15 protein-coding genes are annotated in these 19,575 nt (G+C 45.1%); all 15 read right to left on the bottom strand.

The features are described 5' to 3' along the window. Nucleotides 1-3: 3 nt before the first annotated feature. Nucleotides 4-894 carry a UTP--glucose-1-phosphate uridylyltransferase GalU gene (gene galU / locus ACRC6Q_RS05000; RefSeq protein WP_223634408.1) on the bottom strand — a complete coding sequence of 297 codons (891 nt, stop codon included), beginning with the start codon at nucleotides 892-894 and terminating at the stop codon, nucleotides 4-6. 270 nt (nucleotides 895-1,164) lie between these two features. Continuing rightward, entirely contained in the window at nucleotides 1,165-2,118 is a 954-nt protein-coding gene (gene manA, locus ACRC6Q_RS04995) for a mannose-6-phosphate isomerase, class I (RefSeq protein WP_431465979.1), read from the bottom strand. 64 nt (nucleotides 2,119-2,182) lie between these two features. Further along, on the bottom strand, nucleotides 2,183-3,568 hold the full coding sequence (locus ACRC6Q_RS04990) for a sugar phosphate nucleotidyltransferase (RefSeq protein WP_431465978.1): 1,386 nt from the start codon (nucleotides 3,566-3,568) through the stop codon (nucleotides 2,183-2,185). Nucleotides 3,569-4,013: 445 nt separating this feature from the next. Continuing rightward, on the bottom strand, nucleotides 4,014-5,306 hold the full coding sequence (locus ACRC6Q_RS04985) for a glycosyltransferase family 4 protein (RefSeq protein ID WP_431465977.1): 1,293 nt from the start codon (nucleotides 5,304-5,306) through the stop codon (nucleotides 4,014-4,016). 49 nt (nucleotides 5,307-5,355) lie between these two features. Beyond that, nucleotides 5,356-6,465, bottom strand: coding sequence for a glycosyltransferase family 4 protein (locus tag ACRC6Q_RS04980; protein ID WP_431465976.1), 1,110 nt, complete (start codon nucleotides 6,463-6,465; stop codon nucleotides 5,356-5,358). Between the two features lie 79 nt (nucleotides 6,466-6,544). Continuing rightward, a complete protein-coding gene (locus ACRC6Q_RS04975) occupies nucleotides 6,545-7,921 on the bottom strand; it encodes a hypothetical protein (protein ID WP_431465975.1) in 1,377 nt (458 codons plus the stop codon). A gap of 71 nt (nucleotides 7,922-7,992) precedes the next feature. Beyond that, complete coding sequence (locus tag ACRC6Q_RS04970; protein WP_223634421.1) at nucleotides 7,993-8,964, bottom strand: glycosyltransferase family 2 protein; 972 nt, start codon at nucleotides 8,962-8,964, stop codon at nucleotides 7,993-7,995. A gap of 39 nt (nucleotides 8,965-9,003) precedes the next feature. Continuing rightward, entirely contained in the window at nucleotides 9,004-10,068 is a 1,065-nt protein-coding gene (gene gmd / locus ACRC6Q_RS04965) for a GDP-mannose 4,6-dehydratase (protein WP_223634423.1), read from the bottom strand. Nucleotides 10,069-10,079: 11 nt separating this feature from the next. Beyond that, a complete protein-coding gene (gene fcl / locus ACRC6Q_RS04960) occupies nucleotides 10,080-11,030 on the bottom strand; it encodes a GDP-L-fucose synthase (RefSeq protein ID WP_431465974.1) in 951 nt (316 codons plus the stop codon). Between the two features lie 254 nt (nucleotides 11,031-11,284). Next, nucleotides 11,285-12,760 carry an MOP flippase family protein gene (locus ACRC6Q_RS04955; protein WP_431465973.1) on the bottom strand — a complete coding sequence of 492 codons (1,476 nt, stop codon included), beginning with the start codon at nucleotides 12,758-12,760 and terminating at the stop codon, nucleotides 11,285-11,287. A gap of 21 nt (nucleotides 12,761-12,781) precedes the next feature. Beyond that, nucleotides 12,782-14,899, bottom strand: a complete 2,118-nt coding sequence (locus ACRC6Q_RS04950) for a hypothetical protein (RefSeq protein WP_223634430.1) — start codon at nucleotides 14,897-14,899, stop codon at nucleotides 12,782-12,784. Nucleotides 14,900-14,944: 45 nt separating this feature from the next. Continuing rightward, nucleotides 14,945-15,961: a dTDP-glucose 4,6-dehydratase gene (rfbB, locus tag ACRC6Q_RS04945; protein ID WP_431465972.1), complete on the bottom strand. Its 1,017-nt coding sequence runs from the start codon at nucleotides 15,959-15,961 to the stop codon at nucleotides 14,945-14,947. Between the two features lie 13 nt (nucleotides 15,962-15,974). Next, nucleotides 15,975-16,865, bottom strand: a complete 891-nt coding sequence (gene rfbA / locus ACRC6Q_RS04940; protein WP_223634891.1) for a glucose-1-phosphate thymidylyltransferase RfbA — start codon at nucleotides 16,863-16,865, stop codon at nucleotides 15,975-15,977. A 17-nt stretch (nucleotides 16,866-16,882) separates the two neighbouring features. Beyond that, a complete protein-coding gene (locus ACRC6Q_RS04935) occupies nucleotides 16,883-18,034 on the bottom strand; it encodes a DegT/DnrJ/EryC1/StrS family aminotransferase (RefSeq protein WP_431465971.1) in 1,152 nt (383 codons plus the stop codon). Between the two features lie 38 nt (nucleotides 18,035-18,072). Beyond that, a complete protein-coding gene (locus ACRC6Q_RS04930) occupies nucleotides 18,073-19,551 on the bottom strand; it encodes a lipopolysaccharide biosynthesis protein (RefSeq protein ID WP_431465970.1) in 1,479 nt (492 codons plus the stop codon). Between the last annotated feature and the right edge of the window lie 24 nt (nucleotides 19,552-19,575).

The following is a 19,575-nucleotide window of genomic DNA, read 5'->3' as shown; positions in this document are numbered from 1 at the left end:
AAATTAAAGTAGTTGTGCAGCTGATTTTTCAGCCATCAGTTCCTTTATAATGCTTTCTACATCTTTGCCAAATTCAGGACTGTCCAAAGCGAATTCGATGGTTGTCCGCAAGAATCCAAGCATTTCTCCTACATCATAGCGTTTGCCTTCAAAATCGTAGGCGTAGACACTCTGTATCTCATTAAGCTTTTGAATGGCATCCGTCAACTGGATTTCTCCACCGGCTCCGGCACTTTGAGTACCAAGGAAATCAAAAATTTCAGGATCCAGAATATAGCGTCCCATAATCGCCAGATTCGAAGGAGCAGTTCCGGGTTTCGGCTTTTCTACAAAATTGCTGACCTGGTAACAGCGCCCATCAACCGCACTCGGGTCGATGATTCCATACCGATGTGTTTCATGATCGGGAACCTGCTGAACGCCGATAATGGATGATTGCATTTTGTCGTATTGGTCAATCAATTGCTTTAAACAAGGTTTCTCAGCTTTTACGATGTCATCCCCCAACAGCACCGCAAATGGTTCGTTGCCGATAAACTTGCGCGCGCTCCATACTGCATGTCCCAAACCCTTCGGCTCTTTTTGGCGGATATAATGGATTTCCACATTAGAGGTATGCTGTACCTTTTCCAGAAGTTCGAACTTGCCCTTTTTGAACAGGTTGTCCTCCAGCTCGAAATTCTTATCGAAATGATCTTCAATAGCCCGCTTTCCTTTACCGGTTACAATGATGATATCTTCGATGCCTGAAGCAATCGCTTCTTCCACAATGTATTGAATGGTCGGTTTGTCTACAATTGGCAGCATTTCTTTCGGCATAGCTTTTGTCACTGGAAGAAATCGGGTACCCAGGCCAGCTGCCGGAATAATTGCCTTCGTCACTTTTTTTGCCATTTAATCCACCCGCCTTTTATTTTTTCGAGTCATCGATTCCTATCCTTTTAATGGGTTAAAACCTGCTTTTTATTAAAAAACAGGTTCTTTTGTACTTAACTCGTTAAATATTGTCCCATTGTAACATCGATAGTCCTCAAAATATAGTTTAATTATTGAGAATTTTTGAATTTAACGGAATAAATAGTCTTAAATAACTACTTTAACCCCCCAAAAAAGATTGAATCCCCATTTTTATATATTTTAATATTCTGATAATTCAGAACCTGCTTACGTATGTGAAACGATCATCTCTAATTCTCCATCAATAAAATAATTCCCGATTGTCGCAGGAACGATGAAATTATCCCCTTTTTTCACAGACGACACACTTTCCTCCGTCACGATCTGCCCCGTTCCATTAATGACACTGACCAAAAGGAAACCAGTCGTTAACGGCACTTCCACTTTTCCACCGAGCATCCAATGGTAGACTGTGAAGTACTCTCCTTCCACCAAGCGGGTTGACTCCAGATTATTCAACTGCTCCTTCAGATTATCCTGCGCAACTTGCTGATGCGGACAGGTCATAACCGTCATCGCCTCTTCCAAATGCAATTCACGTTTCCTGCCTTCCGGGTCAACACGATCGTAATCGTAAAGCCGGAATGTAATATCAGAGCTTTGCTGGGTTTCCAAAATCACAATGCCTTTTCCGATGGAATGCAGTGTCCCGCTCGGAACATAAACAAAATCACCTTTTTTCACTTTTATACTTTGGAACAACTTTTGCCATTGCCCCTCGCTTACCAGCTGCTGAAATTCTTCACGCGACTGCGCTTGGTGTCCGATAATGATTTCAGCGCCTTCTTCACAATCCAGAATATACCAGCACTCTGTCTTGCCGTACGGTTTGTGCGCAAGCTCTTTAGCGTAATAGTCATCCGGATGCACTTGGACTGACAATTGATCATTCGCATCCAGAATCTTCACCAGCAACGGAAAATCGCTGTCGGTTGATTCAGAACCGAATAGTTGAGGATAATTCCGCCAAACCTCCAACAAGCTTTTCCCCTGTAGTTCGCCATTCATGACGATGGACGGTCCATTTTCATGCGCGGAGATGACCCACGCTTCCCCTGTCGTTTGAGAAGGAATATCGTAATCAAATAATTCCTGAAGTTTTCCTCCACCCCAAATTCGTTCTTGAAAAACCGGCTTTAAAAAAACGGGCTCCCTGTACATGAACTTCCCTCCCACCTTAGACATGACAATCTGTTATTCCAGACACATCTTATTTCCCGTCATTTTATCCGTGTCGAGCGTTCAATCTGACTTTGCAGATCGCTTCGATTTCATCCCATTCATTTGAAGTGCGGTAAATGTCTTCTTCGATCAACTCACTGCCGGTTTGAACTTCGATGATTTCCATATTGGTCGTCGCTTTCAAGGTGTGCTTCGCTCCCAGCGGAATATGGATGACATCACCCGTTCTGACATGACTCAATTGATCATTGAAAACAAAGATCCCTTCCCCTTTGACAATGGTCCAAACTTCACTGCGTTTGTAATGCATCTGATAGCTGAGATTTTTACCGGCATTTATACCGAGGCGTTTGATCAGAACCTCATTTCCTTCTGCGTACCGCGTATATTCCAACACTCGGTACCAGCCCCATCTGCGCTCTTCGTACATCGGCCGGCTATTGAAACCTTCGACATACTCCTTCACTTTCGTGCTGGCATCCTTATCCGTCACCAAAATCCCATCCGGGCTCGCCGCCACGACCACATTATCCAAACCGAGCAAAGTTATTGGAATACCAAGTTCATTGACGATATGGGAATTTTCCACTCCCTTACCGATAATTCCTTTCCCAGTTACTTGAACCGCCATTTCTTCTGTCAGTGTATTCCAAGTCCCTAAATCCTTCCAATATCCGTCGTATGGCAAGGAGATGATATGCGATGCGCGCTCGACCACTTCATAATCGAAGCTATTTTTAGGCATGCGATGGTAGTTTCTCAGCAACTGGGAATATTCGACCGGCACCCCTCTTTCCTTCAATAGGTCGATGATGTAGCCCAACCTGAAAGCGAAGACCCCGCAATTCCACAGAGCATTTTGATTAATCAATTCTTCCGCCTGCTGTTCCGTTGGCTTCTCTTTGAAATAATCAACTGTCAAATATGCATCACCCGATTTATTGTCTGGAATAATATAACCATATTTCGCAGAAGGGTAAGTCGGTTTTACGCCCATCAAAGCCAAGTCGGCTCCTGAGTCAATCAAAGCATTCTCCAAATCCTGCACACGTCCGAAAAACCGGTTCTCAACGTAAGGATCCACCGGCAACATGCCCACCACTTCATCCAATCCGCATTTCTGAACAGAATAAAGATATACTGCAGCCAGTGCAATAGCCGGGAATGTATCTCTCCTTTCCGGCTCAGTGACCACATGCACATCCTGTCCCAATTGCGATTTAATCATATCCACCTGTGAACCACTGGTGGCAATGATGGAATTCTCAGCCATCCCTGTTTCTTCAATCTGTTTCCAGACCCGCTGAACCATGGAAACTTTATTGCCATCCTCATCACTCAATACTTTTAGAAATTGCTTTGATCGTGCGTCATTGGAAAGCGGCCATAGGCGTTTCCCTGATCCACCAGATAATAATACTAATCTCATCGTAAGCCCTCCTTCTCTATCTGCTGCTTTAATCAAACATTAGTTACTTATGCTCACCATTTTTAAAAACAGAGTAATTACATACAAATCATATAGGTAATTTATATCTGTTATAAAAATTAAGTAATCATATTTTCATATTAATTGAGAAAGGTATAACCGTATTATATATATAAATACCTAATAATTCAATATTATTTTCTAATTAATTAGAAATATCAGATATATTTACCTATTCTATATCCCTCGAAGGATTAAATCAAGGGTTATTAGTTATTTTATTATTCTTATTTTTCAGAAATTAAAGACAAATCGTTTCCGACGCTTTTAGAGTTGCTTCTCCTATTTTCTTTTGAAAGTTTACTAGAAAATTCGTGCACAAAAAAAACGCTTCCGTGGAATCAATTGATTCCACGGAAGCGTTCTGTTTTTCTATGAAATTACTTTACGGGCGGCTCTCAGCCTGATAGCTTGTCTCCAGCTGCGGCGTGCTGCCGGCAACCGACTGCAGCACATCTCGGTATTTGTTGATGGAGGTATCTCTTGTCAAATTCTCTTCGAGATAAGCACGCCCTTTCAAACCCATCGCTTTCAGTTCCTCCGGATCCAAAGTCCGCAAGTAATTGATCGCATGGACAACGCCCCGATAATCTTGAGGTTCGATGACCACTCCCGCTCCACTCTCAAAAATCAAACGCTGTACTTCACTGCCCTGCTCGAGGACACCGAGAACTGGTTTGCCGGCCGCCATGACACCATAGATTTTACTCGGCACAGAAACGCCTTTGATGCCTTTTTGGTTGACGACCAAATGAACATCCGCAGCATTCAAGGAATACTTAAGAAATTCTTTTGGCTGATACGGAAGGAACATAACGTTCTCCAGATTGTTTTCTTCTGCATATGCCTCGATCCGCTGCTTGACCGCACCTTCCCCAATAAACAGGAAGACAATGTCAGGCTGGTCAGCAAATTCCTTAGACACTTGAATCAAGTTTTCCAAGTCGTAATAGAGGCCTAGATTTCCTGAATACATAACGATGAACTTGTCCTGAAGCCCATGAGTTTCCAGAAATTCACGGATGGCGGGTTCATTTTTTTCAAGCGGAACAATGGCATGCTCGTCTGTCCAATTGCTGATGACGGTGTGGCTCGGCACTTTTTTATCCACATAACGCCCCTTTAAAGTTTCAGCCATGTCTTCGCCAACCAGCAATACCTGGTCGGCGTAGCTGCAATTTAGTTTGTCGACTGCTTTAGCGATCTTGAAGACGGCCTGATTATTTGTATATGCCACAGCCTGCGCTTGTTCAGGATTAAAGTCATGGACGCTGTAGATATGCCGTGAACGTTTCAGTAGCTTGCCGATAGTTCCGATCAATCCGCCCAATACTGGCGGCTGGGAAATCGTAAAAATGACATCCGTTCCTTTTTCTTTCAACAACGCGAGATTCGCCAATATAAAATAAGACGAGATGTATTTAATCCGGCTGACTTTGGAGTTTTTATCCACCTCAGGCAGTTTGATTCGAACCACTTTGATGCTTTCCAAATAACCTTCTTCAAAAAGCTTCTTGCCGTTGTAGTTTTCACCGGCATATCCCGGCTGTGCTGCAATGACTGTAATATCAAAATCATTTTGAAGGCGCCCAGTCAGTTCAGTCATCAACTGGCTGGTCGCCGCAAGATCTGGATAAAAGTAGTTTATGACAAACGTAATCTTTTTTTTGCGTAGCATATGAGCCTTCCTTTCCCGGAAAAGGCGCAGAAAAATGCGCCATTTCCATTTAAAGTTCGTCGAAAATGGCTATCAAAGAATCAGTATATTTGTCCTCTGTATAATACTCTTCGAACGTTTCCCGACTCATTCTTCCCAGGCGCATACGTTCGGCATCATCGATCACCAAGTTTTTAATGGCCTCTTTGACGCCTTCCACTGTGGGATCGATGACGACACCGCAGTCTTTGATCAACTCCGCGATAATTCCCCGGTCAGAGGAAATAATCGGCAGACCTGCGGCCATCCCTTCAATAATGGACATCGGTTGGCCTTCGACCTTGTATTTGGTCGGCAGCGCCATCATATCCGATTCCAGGAAAAAACGTTTTTTCTCTTCTCCCTGTTTAAGGCCATGGTATTGGATGCGCTGATCCACTTCATTCACTGCAATGTAACGCTTCACTTCCTGGAATTCACTTTCATTTTGGATGCCACCAACCAGATCAAGACGGAGATCGTGCCCTTCCTGAATCAGCGCAGTAGTTGCTTTGATCAGCTCCACGTAGCCTTTTTCAAACATCAAGTTGCTCAAATACAGAAGGGAAATCCCCCTTTTTTTCTTGCCTTGACCTACTTCACTCTTGAGAATGAAATCTGCAGGTATGCCGTTGGATACCACTTCCACGCGTTTCACATGACCACGGTAATTGGGAGCTAGTTTTCCGCCCAGCACAATGCCGACATCGATTTTCCTTAAGGCATTGACGATGAATTTCTGCGCGATTCCAGAAGTTGCGTCAATAGTTCCACCAAGATTATTGCCATGCAAATGAGTGACCACTTTGCCGCGTCCCAGCACTTTACAGGCATGAATCATCATGCAATCCCGCAACAGCCCCATTTTTGTCTGGGAGATGGAAATGTACAAAATCGGATTTTTCATAGCCAACGACAGGAATCCCGAGTAAAGAATGGCAAAGGAATCCGTAAAAAGTTTATCGAAAGAAAGAGCACCGGGATGTTCAAAATCCTTTCGGCTCAAATTGATTTTCTTCACCTTGTACCGCTGGTGAAGTTTCTCTGATTTATATAAGGATTGAAGAGCGATGCTTTCTCCTAATATAGGAGGAGGCAAAGGCCCGACAAAAATCAAATTGCCTTTTTTTGTTCCAGCCACGCGGACTCACCTCTCATTAATTGACGTCTTGCCCAAGAACTTTCCTGGCAAGGAGCAAGCACTTATGTGAACTGTCCCGTCAATGGGGATCAGTGGATTTCAATGCCGGCTTGTCCACTAACTCTTTTTCAAAAGATGCAATGACAAGATAGAGGATGATGAAAATCGGCATGATGATGACCAACGGCTTGATGTAATAGATATAGCCGTACCAGAACACCCTGGCAATGGTCAAAACGATCCAATAATAACCGAGTGCAATCCCCAAATTGCCGAAGAATTTCTTCAACAAGTAAGCAGGGACAAATAGGACCGCATAGGTCACAAACGGAGCCACTATCAGCCCGATGATTTCGAAGTTCAAATAAAATTCACCATAGACGAACAATCCATAATTGGTATGGATAAGCGATGCAACGAGATGCGCCGCTTCCGGGCTTTGGGACTCTATCCCAAAAAAAGATGGAATCAGCTGCGGTATATAGTCGATGAGCGTGTAGTAATTGCCGTAGGAGTGCGTCACTTCCATCGCAGCAGCTGTGGAATAGACAAGATCCTGGACTGTGGGGTAGTTGACGAGAATGGATACGGAGTCCAAAATTGCCTCTACATTAAAGACCAACCCCGAATGCCGAACCAACCCTAAATACGAAAATAGCAATAGTCCAACAGCAATCAATGCGACATTTCTAAACGAAAATTTCGACTTGATGACACCTGCTCCTTTTGAAGCGGTCAAAAGCAGATACAAAATCAACAGCAGACCTAAAATATCAACTCTGGCATAATGGGACAGGAGCCAGAAAGGTACAAACAAGAGCGCAAATTTTCGAATTGCACTGTTTTTGACACCCATCAGCACGAAGAAATAAGAAATGACGACCACCGAGTTCCAAGCGTTTCCAGGCAATAGGCTCGGGGACAGGTCATGATAGGATTTTCCCGGAAGATCCGGCAAATAGATAATGGAAGAGACAATCGCTAAAGCACTGAAAAACCAAGTGGCCAATAAACTTTGAACCGTCCCTGAATAGAAAACCAAAATTTTGGCATCATAATTTCGATAGGTTTTATTGGTCATCCACAGCAAAGTCGACCAGACGTAATAGAAAAACAATGCGCCGAATGCTAAGGTATAGAAATGCTTTTCAATCAGGTGCGTGCGATCATTGAATAAGGGCTGAACTTCTCCGATCGGACCGAAGCCCAGTATACTGATGACCGGCAAAAATAGCAGCACCAGTGAAAAAGCGGCAAAACCCACCTTAAAGATGTAGAGGTCCATAATGAATTTAAAGGAAAAAATAATTAAAATGAATAGGTTCCATGGATCTTCGGTATTGAAAATCTGGCCCGCCCGAAGTAAATAATAGATTACTGAAATCCCAGTTAATAAATTGACGATGATATACAGGACTTTTTCAAATCGATCATCGGCCTCAATATGCTTTTCCATCGTCTCATTCCTTTATTTATAATTTCCTTCCCCCGACAAGCAAAAGCTTGCCTAACCGGCGACTTCCAATTTCAGGATGGGGTAGTCACAGATAACAGGTGGGATTTCCTGTTATTTTTTTTGGACTGTGTATAGAGGTATAATAATGCCCTCCTATTCAAAAAAGTGCATAGGTAATAGAACACAAACTTCACTGACAGCCGATCATCCCTAAAGCCTTCCGTAAGCACTTTTCTGGATAATCGAATCGTTTCTTTGTTTTGCCCGATAATCCCAGTCCGGAAAACGACTTTCCAAATCGTTAGAACAAAACGGTGAAAAGTCGATTTCTGTTGCTTTACCGCCAGGGCTTTGTACTTTTCAAAAATACTCAGATGTCCATTGAGCACTGATTTTTTATTGGTGGTAATACGTTCCCCACTATGGTGATAAAACAACACCATATTATCTTTGACAAAATCGAATTTCGTCACTTGCGCCAGCCGTATGTACAAATCCCAATCCTGGCAACTTGGCAACCCGGCATCAAAACCTTGCACCTGGTCCAACACTTCTTTTCTCACCAATACGGATGATGTCGTGTCGATGCAATTGGACTCGAACAGTTTCGGCAGTATGTCGCCCCGGTATTCAGGAACGATTTTACGGGTAGGCTGATTGTTTTCATTGACCACCTGCACTCCCGTATAGACCACTCCCACGTCGGGCTGTTCTTCGAATCGCCCGAGCTGCTTTTCCAACTTTTGCGGAAGCCATTGGTCATCCGAATCCAAAAAGCCGATAAAATTCCCCGTAGCCCGTTTGATTCCGGTATTTCTGGCTTCCGAACCGCCTTTATTGATGTCATGCTTGAGATAGATGATCCGATCATCTTCCATTTCTTTGACGACTGTCGCCGTATCATCTGTCGAAAAGTCATCGATGATGATGATTTCGAAGTTTTGATGACTTTGGTTTTTCAGACTTTCCACTGCTTTTTTCAGCAACTCCGATCGATTATACGTCGGAATAATAACGCTGACTTTATCATTTAAGGTCACCATAAGATTTTATCCCCCCACCCAATAAGGAACCCGCTTTGATTAATACTCAGTGATGGCGCTCTTTTCTTCTTTCAATAGATGACAATCATGCGCAACCATTATTTGTACAAGTTCTTCAAACGAAGTGGAAGTAGGATTCCATCCAAGCAGATTTTTCGCTTTTGTAGGATCGCCTAATAATTGCTCGACTTCTGCCAAGCGGAAAAATTCTGGATTCACTTCCACCACGACTTCCCCCGTTTTCGCATTGATGCCTTTTTCGTCAATCCCCTCACCTTGCCATTCCACTTCGATTCCGGCATGTTTGAAAGCCAATGTCGCAAATTCGCGGACAGTATGCATCTCCCCAGTCGCAATGACGAAATCCTCCGGTGTTTCATGCTGCAGAATCAGCCACATGCACTCCACGTAATCTTTGGCATATCCCCAATCCCGCTTGGCATCCAAATTCCCCAAGAGAATTTTATCCTGCTTGCCATTGGCGATTCGTGCGACCGCCATCGTAATTTTACGCGTGACGAAAGTTTCTCCGCGGCGCTCTGATTCGTGGTTGAACAGGATGCCGTTGACCGCAAACATATCATAGGATTCACGGTAGTTTTTCGTAATCCAGTAACCGTATAATTTTGCTACGCCATAAGGCGAACGCGGATAGAATGGCGTTGTCTCCCTTTGCGGAACTTCCTGGACTTTGCCATAAAGTTCCGATGTGGATGCTTGGTAAATGCGCGTCTTTTTCTCCAATCCCAGAATACGGACCGCTTCCAGAATGCGCAAAGTTCCGATGCCATCCACATCCGCTGTATATTCAGGAGTCTCGAACGATACCTTCACATGGGACATCGCCGCCAGATTATAGATTTCATCCGGTTTGATTTCGCTGATCAAGCGGATGATATTAGAGGTATCGGTCATATCCCCATAATGGATATAGAAATTCTCGCTCGACTTTAATTCCTCAATATACAGATGCTCAATACGCCCGGTATTGAAGCTCGAACTTCGGCGAATGATGCCGTGCACTTCGTAGCCTTTTTCCAATAAGAAATCCGATAGAAACGAACCGTCCTGTCCGTTAACGCCAGTAATCAATGCCTTCTTCATAATCTTCCCCCTCAATTCGTCAACAATGTATTGTTCTCTATGTGTTCCACAAACCATGTATAGGCCATTTTCAATCCGTCATCCAATGGGATCTTCGCTTCCCAGCCGAGGCTTTTCAGACGGCTGACATCGACCAATTTACGGGGAGCTCCATCAGGTTTTGACGTGTTGAAGACGATTTCCCCATCATACCCAATCGTTTTCCCGATTTTCTCAGCCAACTCTTTGATGGAAATATCTCTGCCCATCCCAATATTGACCAAATCACTTCCACTGTATGTGTTCATCAAATAAATCGCGGCATCCGCCAAATCATCGGAGTACAGAAATTCACGCTTCGGCGTTCCAGTACCCCAAACCTCCACAGTAGGCGCATTGTTCAATTTAGCTTCATGGAATTTCCGGATCAATGCCGGCAGAACATGTGAACTGTTTAAATCGAAATTATCGTGTGGCCCATATAAATTGGTCGGCATGATGGAAATGAAATTCGTTCCATGCTGCCGGTTATAGGCCTGGCACATTTTAATGCCGGCAATTTTTGCAATTGCGTAAGCTTCGTTTGTTGGCTCGAGTTCGCCCGTCAATAAGGAATCCTCTCTCATTGGCTGCGCCGCCAATTTTGGATAGATGCATGTACTCCCCAGGAACAGCAATTTTTTGACGTTGTACTGGTGAGCGGCGTCAATGACATTTGTCTGAATCATCAAATTGTCCCGGATGAAATCTGCCGGGTAATCGTTGTTCGCCACGATCCCCCCCACTTTAGCAGCTGCCAGAAACACATAATCTGGCTGCTCTTGTTCAAAAAACGCATCCACCTGATCCCGCATCGTCAGGTCAAGCTGTTTACTGGTCCGAAATACAAGGTTCGTATAACCGTTTTCCTGTAAATTCCTCATAATTGCCGATCCTACCAGCCCGCGATGGCCAGCAACGTAAATTTTTGAATCCAACTTCATAAATACCCCACCTTTTTTCAGCGTCTGCCATGTATAAATCCATGGATGCTGGTGTCTTTTTCATGCCCATGTACAGATAAGATAAATATAAAACCGAAAAATCGTCAATGTACCCAAGACTATATGCTTATTATCCGATTTTATTTTTCCATTCTACCATAGAATAGTCTAAATATTTCATATTATTTTGATTATTCGATAATTAATGTGATTCTGAGGTATCCCCCGTTTAAACCCAACTTTTCTGCATCACTTTATCCTTCTTTAACTGCTGTTCTTTTTTGAAAAAAACCTTTCATTTCCGCTACCAGTTCCCGTTGGTTCAGAATCATCAGCACCCCGTAAACTAACATGCCGATACTGGTGTCGATGACAATGATTCCAACTGGTCCAACCCCTGTTAACTGGGCATTGATGATATACAAAGGAGCCAACATGATCGCTGAGTGGATCATCGGCTTGGCGATCGATAACGTCAATTCACCTAAACTGTTTCCGATGATATGGCGGATCCGTACAAAATAGCTGACATAGAAAAGTACCATCCTCAAGAGTCCGACCGCTAATGCTACGACGACGATTTCCCCCGATAAACTGGCCAGAAAAACGACGACCGGAATGATAGCCAGTTGAACCAATTGCCAGTAGAAGCTCCATCTCACCTTCCCGACAGCAATGAATAAGCTGCCGCTTGGATTCCCCAATGCCTTGAACAAACCATAGAGACAGAGGATTTGGATGATGATGATGCTCTCCGACCAATCCTTCCCCAGCATAAGCGGCACAGCATACGGAGCCAGTACAATTACTCCCGCGAGCAGCGGTGCGTTGAAGCTGGTCAGCATGTTGGTGATCAGCAGATATGCTCTGCGCAATTTGGCACTGTCCAGCTGGATTTTCGAGAATACCGGAAAAGCTACCCGGTTGATCATGGAATTCAGTTTTTGGACCGGCTGCATAATAAGATTCATAGCCATACTGTAATAGCCGAGCGCCACAGAGCCCAAAGTGATCCCAATGATCACCTGATCAATTTTCGTGGTGAAATAATTGATGCTCGTGGAGCCAAGCCGGTACATGCCAAATGATACGAAGCCTTTAATGGCTCTCCATGAGAAAACGAGCTGCGGTCTGGTTTCCGGATTCCGGTAGCCGCCGATTACCCAGGGAACACTTCTGAACAGCGACATGGCGATATGTCCATATACAAGCGACCAGGCACCGAGATCCGTGAAGGCTGCCAGGTAAATGGTCAACAGCACACCGATTGTCGTCGCCAGAATTTCATTTTTAGTGATTTGGGCGAATTCCAACTTTTTCGTGGCGAGTGTCTGAAACTGCAGCCCGAACGGCAGGATCAGAAAGCTGATGCCGACCACTTGAATCATCGGTGTCAGACTGGCTTCATCAAACAACAGCGCAATCACAGGAGCAGCCCCCAAAAGAATAAGAAACAACACCACTCCGACGAAAATAGAAAACCAGTACAGGCTGGAGAGCTCAAGTTTGGTGATTTTCTCTTTTTGGATGATGGCGTCCGTGATGCCCATTTCCAGGAACAGCTGCGAAAACTGGATGACGATCTGTACCATGGCGATCAGCCCAAAAACTGCCGGTCCCAGAACCCTGCCCAAAATCAGCAATTGGCCGATCTGCAGGATGCTGGTAACGAGCATTGATATTGAAGTGAGTTTCACACTGCTCACTGCTTGATTTTTCAAAGATGCCATAGGCCATTCCTCTAATCGCGTTTAATATAGAATCTTTTTCCACATATTCCGTCGCTGCTTGGGAAATATTCCGTACGGCCTGTCTTCTGTAAAATCTTCCGGAAATCCGTTCAAATCAAACGAATCACGGACATTCGGCGGCCGCTCCTTGTATTGATAAAGGAACTCGAAATCAATGACCTTCAGTCCTTCAGATGTCAGCAGGATATTCCCCGGATGGAAATCGATCAGCGCATACCCTTTGTTATAGAAGAATTCATTGATGCTGAAAATCTCCTGTTTATGCTTCCGTTTTAGAATCTGCTTTTTGATGTGCCAACTTTCCGTCACTTTATTGGTCTTGAGGTAAGGAACAATGATGTAATTTTCACCGCTGTCGATTAGTTTGGGAATGAATTCGCATTCCTTGCTCAGCTCCCCGTAAACGAACTTCTCACGTTCCAAAAACCGTTGCTTTCCTGCCTTATAGGTTTTTTTCACCGCTTTTTTCCCTTGGTATTCAATGACTTCAACTTTGGCGCGCCGCTTTTTCTCGGATACATCCGCAATGACTTTTTCATGCGTCCGGTAAGCATTGTCCCATTCAGTGACGATGCTTCGAACTTCCTGCAGGAGATCTGGAGCGACAGCGGAAATGTAATCCAAAGCTTCGATTTCGTCATCGGCACTGTGCAGCGGATTGGCCCGTTCTTCTTTCGACAAGCTGAAATTAATTTCTGACCGCAGTTGCTCTTTCAATAAATAATGTTCATTCGAGACATGCGGGTATTTTTTCTTCATTTTTGCGTTCAGCGGTTTCGGGTGATAATCATACATGACCAGCAAAGTGGATGGTTTTCCGCCACTCACCGGCCATGGACCCTGACCCCAATTCCCACCCCGCATGCTTTGGGCGGCGTTTCGTTTCTGCTCCTCATCAAGCCGGACCGCCTGGATAAGGCATAAGCCATTCCGTTCGAACCAGTCGATGATTTTCGGAGTCAGCTGACGCTCCTCTGCCCATTCCCGAACGACAAACACCATCAATTCTCCGTCTTTTTCGAAATTGTGTTCATTCGATTTGATGATGGATTCCAACCAATTGCCGCTGACGCCGATCAATTTCCGGATAGTGTCCGTCGAAGGCGCCCATCCTTCCTCTTCCAGAACCTGATGGAGGGATTCCAGGCTGATTTCTTCGAGTGCAGTACCGGTTTCATCAGCCAGCTGTTGAAGGACTCCGGGGTAATCATGGTCTTGCGGAATCTTCTTGACGATGCCTCCTGTTTTTGCCGGGATTCCGGATTTTTCACCTTTGTGGTAAACCGCGTGGTACATCAGGCTAAGAAAATAATGGCGTTTAGACGGAACAAAGTACTTGCTGTTCCACAATTCCCGTCGGTCCACTATCGTTTCAGCAATATACGGTGGATAATAGGCGATATTCTTAAAGTTGCTGCCTGGCAGACCGCCTACGCTATAAATATCAAACGGCAAGATGCCGACCCTCTCATTCAATAAATCCCGCACTTTTTCAATATGTTCGTCTGAAATCAACAGATCCACGTCTTCGTCCAGATCAAGGAAAGGCAGTTCATCAAACCAGCGCAGAATCACATAATCGAGTTTCCGTTCGTTGAGAAGCTCGAAAAAGTTTTCGAGGCCAAGCTCGGGCGACAGGTATTGGCGCGCCGCCTTTTCTTTTTGGTGATCCCGTTTGAAGACGATGCCAGTCCGAGCTTTCCCGGAAACGTCGGAAAACGTTTCAAAATGGAAAGCCCATTTTTTCTTCCTGGCCAGTTTATATGCCCACAGCGGCAGGAAACTGGCGCGATCAATGATTCTAGACGGGATGAACAGAATCAAATCCGCTGAAGAATGGAAAGCATTTTTCAAATCCAGAAAGTCGGCTTTATTGATGATCAGCACTTCTGCATTGTTTTTATAGGTCAATGTCTTTTCATTTACGTAATACAGATCAGCATCCCGGCCACTTTTTGGCTCCTCTGTACAGATCCCAAGGAAATTTGTATAACCCAAAGCTGCCAACTGTTTTTTCAGACTGCTGGTTTCAGCATTGTATTCCAATATTTTCACTGTTTGGTTCCCAGGATATGAACCTTTTATATATCCACTGATTGTCGGCTGATTTGCCATCATCCTATTCCCCCTTATCCACTTGTGTAAAAGACAGGGCGCACTTTCTTATTTCCGCGCATATTGCCTGTCAAAATACTGCTGATATTCGCCGCTGATGATTTGTTCCCACCATTCCTTGTTTTCCAAAAACCAGTCGACTGTCTGGGCGATGCCGGTTTCAAAATCATAGACCGGCCGCCAGCCAAGCCTTTCGATTTTTGTCGGATCGATGGCGTACCGCTTGTCATGGCCAAGGCGATCTGCAACAAACTCGATCAAGTCTTCAGATTTGCCTAAAGCCTCAATAATGGTGCGCACTACTTGGAGATTGGTCCGTTCGTTATGGCCGCCGATATTGTAGACGGCACCGATTTCGCCGCTGTGCATCACCAGATCGATCGCCGAACAATGATCCAGGACATGCAGCCAATCACGGACGTTTTTGCCATCTCCGTAAACCGGCACCTTCTGGTCATTCAAGACACGCGAAATCGTCAAGGGGATCAGCTTCTCCGGAAAATGGTAGGGTCCATAATTATTGGAGCAGCGCGTGATATTGACCGGCAGACCGTAAGTTTCGTAATAGGCCCTGACCAAAAGATCGGAAGAGGCCTTGCTGGCGCTATATGGGCTGTTCGGCTGCAGCGGCGTTTCTTCCGTAAAGAAGCTTGCCGGGTCAAAATCCAGCTCGCCATAGACTTCATCGGTTGAGACATGGACAAATTTCTTGATGTTCGCTCCTTTAGCTGCATCCAGCAACACTTGCGTCCCCAGAACATTGGTCCGGATAAAAATCTCCGGATCCGTAATCGACCGGTCGACATGGCTTTCCGCTGCAAAATGAACGACATAATCAAAATCCACCTGCTCAAACAATTCACTGACCGCCAGGCGGTCAGCGATATCGATATGGACAAAGCTGTAATTCTCATTGGTTTCGATTTTCTGATGCTTTGTCAGATCCCCAGCATACGTCAACAGATCCAGATTGTAGATATGGTAAAGCGGATATTTTTCAGCCATGTATTGGACAAAATTCCCTCCAATAAACCCTGCTCCGCCAGTTACGAGTAGCTTTTCCATAGAGGCGCCCCTTTTATGATTTATAGTGTAATAAGGTTTTTTCAGAAGCAATATCCAATAGATACTGGCCATAATCCGTTTTCTTCAAAGGCTGCGCCAATTCAATCAACTGCGCTTGGCTGATATAACCTCTCCGGTAAGCGATTTCCTCAAGGCAGGCAACATACAGGCCTTGTCTTTTTTGGATAGCTTCCACGAAATTGGAGGCTTCCAGCAAAGCTTCATGCGTCCCTGTATCCAGCCACGCCAAGCCACGCCCCATGATATTAACCTGCAATTCCCCTCTATTCCTGTATTCCTCAACAATGGAAGTAATCTCTTTTTCTCCGCGCTTTGAAGGGGTCACGCCTTTAGCAATTTCAACCACTTGATTGTCGAAGAAATAAAGGCCGGGAATCGCATAGGACGACTTCGGCTGCTCCGGCTTTTCTTCAATGGAAAGGATGTTCATTTCTTCATCCACTTCCACAACACCATAAGCTCTCGGATCCGCAACATGACAGCCGAAAATGATGCTGCCTTTTGTCAGCTCCGCCGATTCCTGCAGCCAACTACCGAAATCCGATCCATAAAAAACATTATCGCCCAGCACCAGCGCAACAGGTGAGTCGCCAATAAAGCTTTCGCCGATCGTAAAGGCTTCGGCCAATCCATTAGGTTCTTCCTGGATGGCATATTCCAGTTTAATGCCCAGCTTTTGGCCATTGCCGAGCAGGCTCAAAAATCCGGAGATGTCCCGCGGCGTAGAAATGATCAGGATTTCCTTGATTCCCGCAAGCATCAGGACTGACAGCGGATAGTAGATCATCGGTTTATCGTATACAGGCAGCATTTGCTTTGAAATCGACTTGGTCAACGGGTAAAGGCGCGTCCCTGTTCCGCCAGCTAATATAATTCCTTTCATCATAGATCCCTCATTTCTTAGATTTGAGATAGGCTTTTCTGGGTGATATGCAGTTCCCGGATGATGCTGCAGATTTCCTCGACAGATCCAATCGGCAAATCACCGTAATAAGGCATCGCCAACACCTGTTGGACAGCCTGCTTTGCATGTGGCAGGTTTTCTGGCCGCGCTGACGGCAATTCGCTGTACCATTCAAAATCGCTGCATAAAGGATAGAAATACTTTCTTGCAAAGACATTGTATTGCTGAAGCACCTTATGCAAGTTGTCTCTCGAATGGCCAAACGCCGCTTCTTCTATTTCAATCACAAAATACTGATAACTGCTGGATTCATCCTCCAGCGTTGTCAAAACCCGGACGCCGTCAATGTCCACCAGATTTTCTTGGTAGGCTCGTTTGATCGCGTGGCGCTTTCTGCGTTCTTCCCCTATCACCTTCAACACTTCGATCCCGACACCCGCCTGGACTTCATTCATCTTGGCGTTCAGTCCGGACAACACCACTTCCTCGGCATTGGCGATTCCGAAATTCCGCAGCAGGTCCAATTGTTTATCCAAGGCCGGGTCGCTGTAGGCCAATGCCCCGCCTTCAATCGTATTAAACAGCTTCGTGGCATGGAAGCTGAACATCGTCATATCACCGAAGCTGCTGATCGGAACACCATCAATTTTAGAACCAAAGGCATGCGCCCCATCATAAATCACTTTCAGCCCATGCTTATCGGCGATCGCCTGTATCTTTTCCACATCACATGGGTTGCCGAAAACATGGACACCCAGGATGGCAGTTGTTTTTTCGGTAATCAATGCTTCGATTTTATCGGCATCGATATTGTATGTCGCTGGATCGATATCGCAAAATACGGGAGTCAAATTATTCCAATCTAAAGCCTGCACAGTGGCAGGAAATGTAAATGGCGTCGTGATGACTTCGCCTGTCAGCTTTAATGCTTTCAAGCCCAGCAGCAAAGCCATCGTTCCGTTGGAAAACATGGAGATATGGTCGGTCTCCAGGTATTCCTTCAGTTCGCGGCTCAATTCGTCATGTTGCGCACCGAAGTTCGTCAACTGCTTGCTGTCCCACACTTGTTTCAAGCGTTCCGTAACACCAGTGATGTCCGGCAATAAAGGTCGCGTGACATAAATCGGTTGTTCAAAAGCTTTAGCCATTACATTCCCTCCCGAGGTATGAATCTATTTTCTTTCGTTCATCCCGTCTTAGCGGGTTTTATCTTTTTTATCATCGGTACCAGCAAATCGTAAACTGTATCAAATTCCTTTATTTTCAACAGCTTGCTAATGAAAATGTAAAGCACGACGCCCAAGCCGATCTGCAGAATGAGCGTTAGCAGTTCTGAAAAAGGCAAGAGCTTCCCAACCCCATAAACAACCGCTCCCATCCCGACTGAAATTGCATAAATCGGCAACAGATCCCAGATTTGTTCTTTGGCGCCGTATGAAATCTCCCGTCCTGAAAAGTAAATATTGATGAACAGGGAAATATACGAATCAAGGACAATCGTGACCACTAAAATGGTGATCCCCCAGTCCATCCAGATGACAACCACTATCAATATCGTCGGTATGATGGTCTTAATGATCTCCAGATAGAGAAATAGATCTGAACGTCCTTTGACTTGCAGAACATTCAAATTCAGTGCATGAATCGGATACAGCATGCCGGCGATGCACAGGAGCTGGAAATAAGGAATCATGGTTGCCCATTTCTCACCGAAGATCAGGAGAATCAACGGTTCCGCCACTGCCGCTACACCGATCATGATTGGAAAAATCAGAAACCCTGAAAGCTTGATGACTTTCTTGAAGCTTTGCTTCAGCCGCTCTTCTTGGTCCTGGATCCCACTCAATACCGGGTAAGTCACCCGCTGGATCGTCGCCGTCAATGTTTGTGTCGCCACATCGCTGAATTTTGCGGCATTCGTGTAATAACCCAGGGAGGTCGCCGAATATTGCTTTCCGATGATCAAGTAGTAAATATTGTCATAGGCGGTATCGATTAATCCCGAAACAAGCAGCTTCCAGCCGAACCCAAACAACCGCTTGAATGATGCCGTACTGAATACCAAGGAAGGCAGCCACCTTCTATAAAAAATCAGCAACAGCGCCTGAACCCCGTTCAACGCCAACATACGGACGACTAAACTCCAGACTCCAAAGCCCAGCAGCGCCATCGCCACCGCAATAATCCCCGACGACACACTTGCCGCCATATTGACTTTCGCCTGAACTTTGAAATCCACTTCCTTGGTGAACATCGCCCTTGGGATAATCGAGAATGCATTGATGATCACGCCCAATCCCAACACCCTGACAAGAGCCGTCAATTGCTGTTCCTCAAAAAAGTTGCTGATCAACGGCGCCGATAAGAACAGCACGCCATAAATTAAAATAGAAATGCCCAAGTTAAAATAAAAAACGGTTGAATAATCAGTTTGATTGGCTTTTTGATCTCGGATCAACGCTTGGGTGAAGCCACTGTCGACTAATGAATTGGAAAGAGCGACAAACACTAGGATCATTCCGATAATCCCGAAATCTTCAGGCAACAACAACCTTGCCAAGATGATCTGGATAATGAATTGAATTCCCTGATTGCCTATCATATCCCCGAAGCTCCACAGGAGACCGCTGACCGTCTTTTTCTTCAATGACTTTTCCTGTTTCATCTGCCGGCTCCTATCAAAGAAAAC

The organism is Planococcus sp. SE5232, assembly GCF_050686535.1.
In the GTDB taxonomy this organism is placed as follows: Bacteria; Bacillota; Bacilli; order Bacillales_A; family Planococcaceae; genus Planococcus.
The sequence above is the reverse complement of the archived record's forward strand: the minus strand, read 5'-3'. Positions and strand labels throughout refer to the sequence as shown.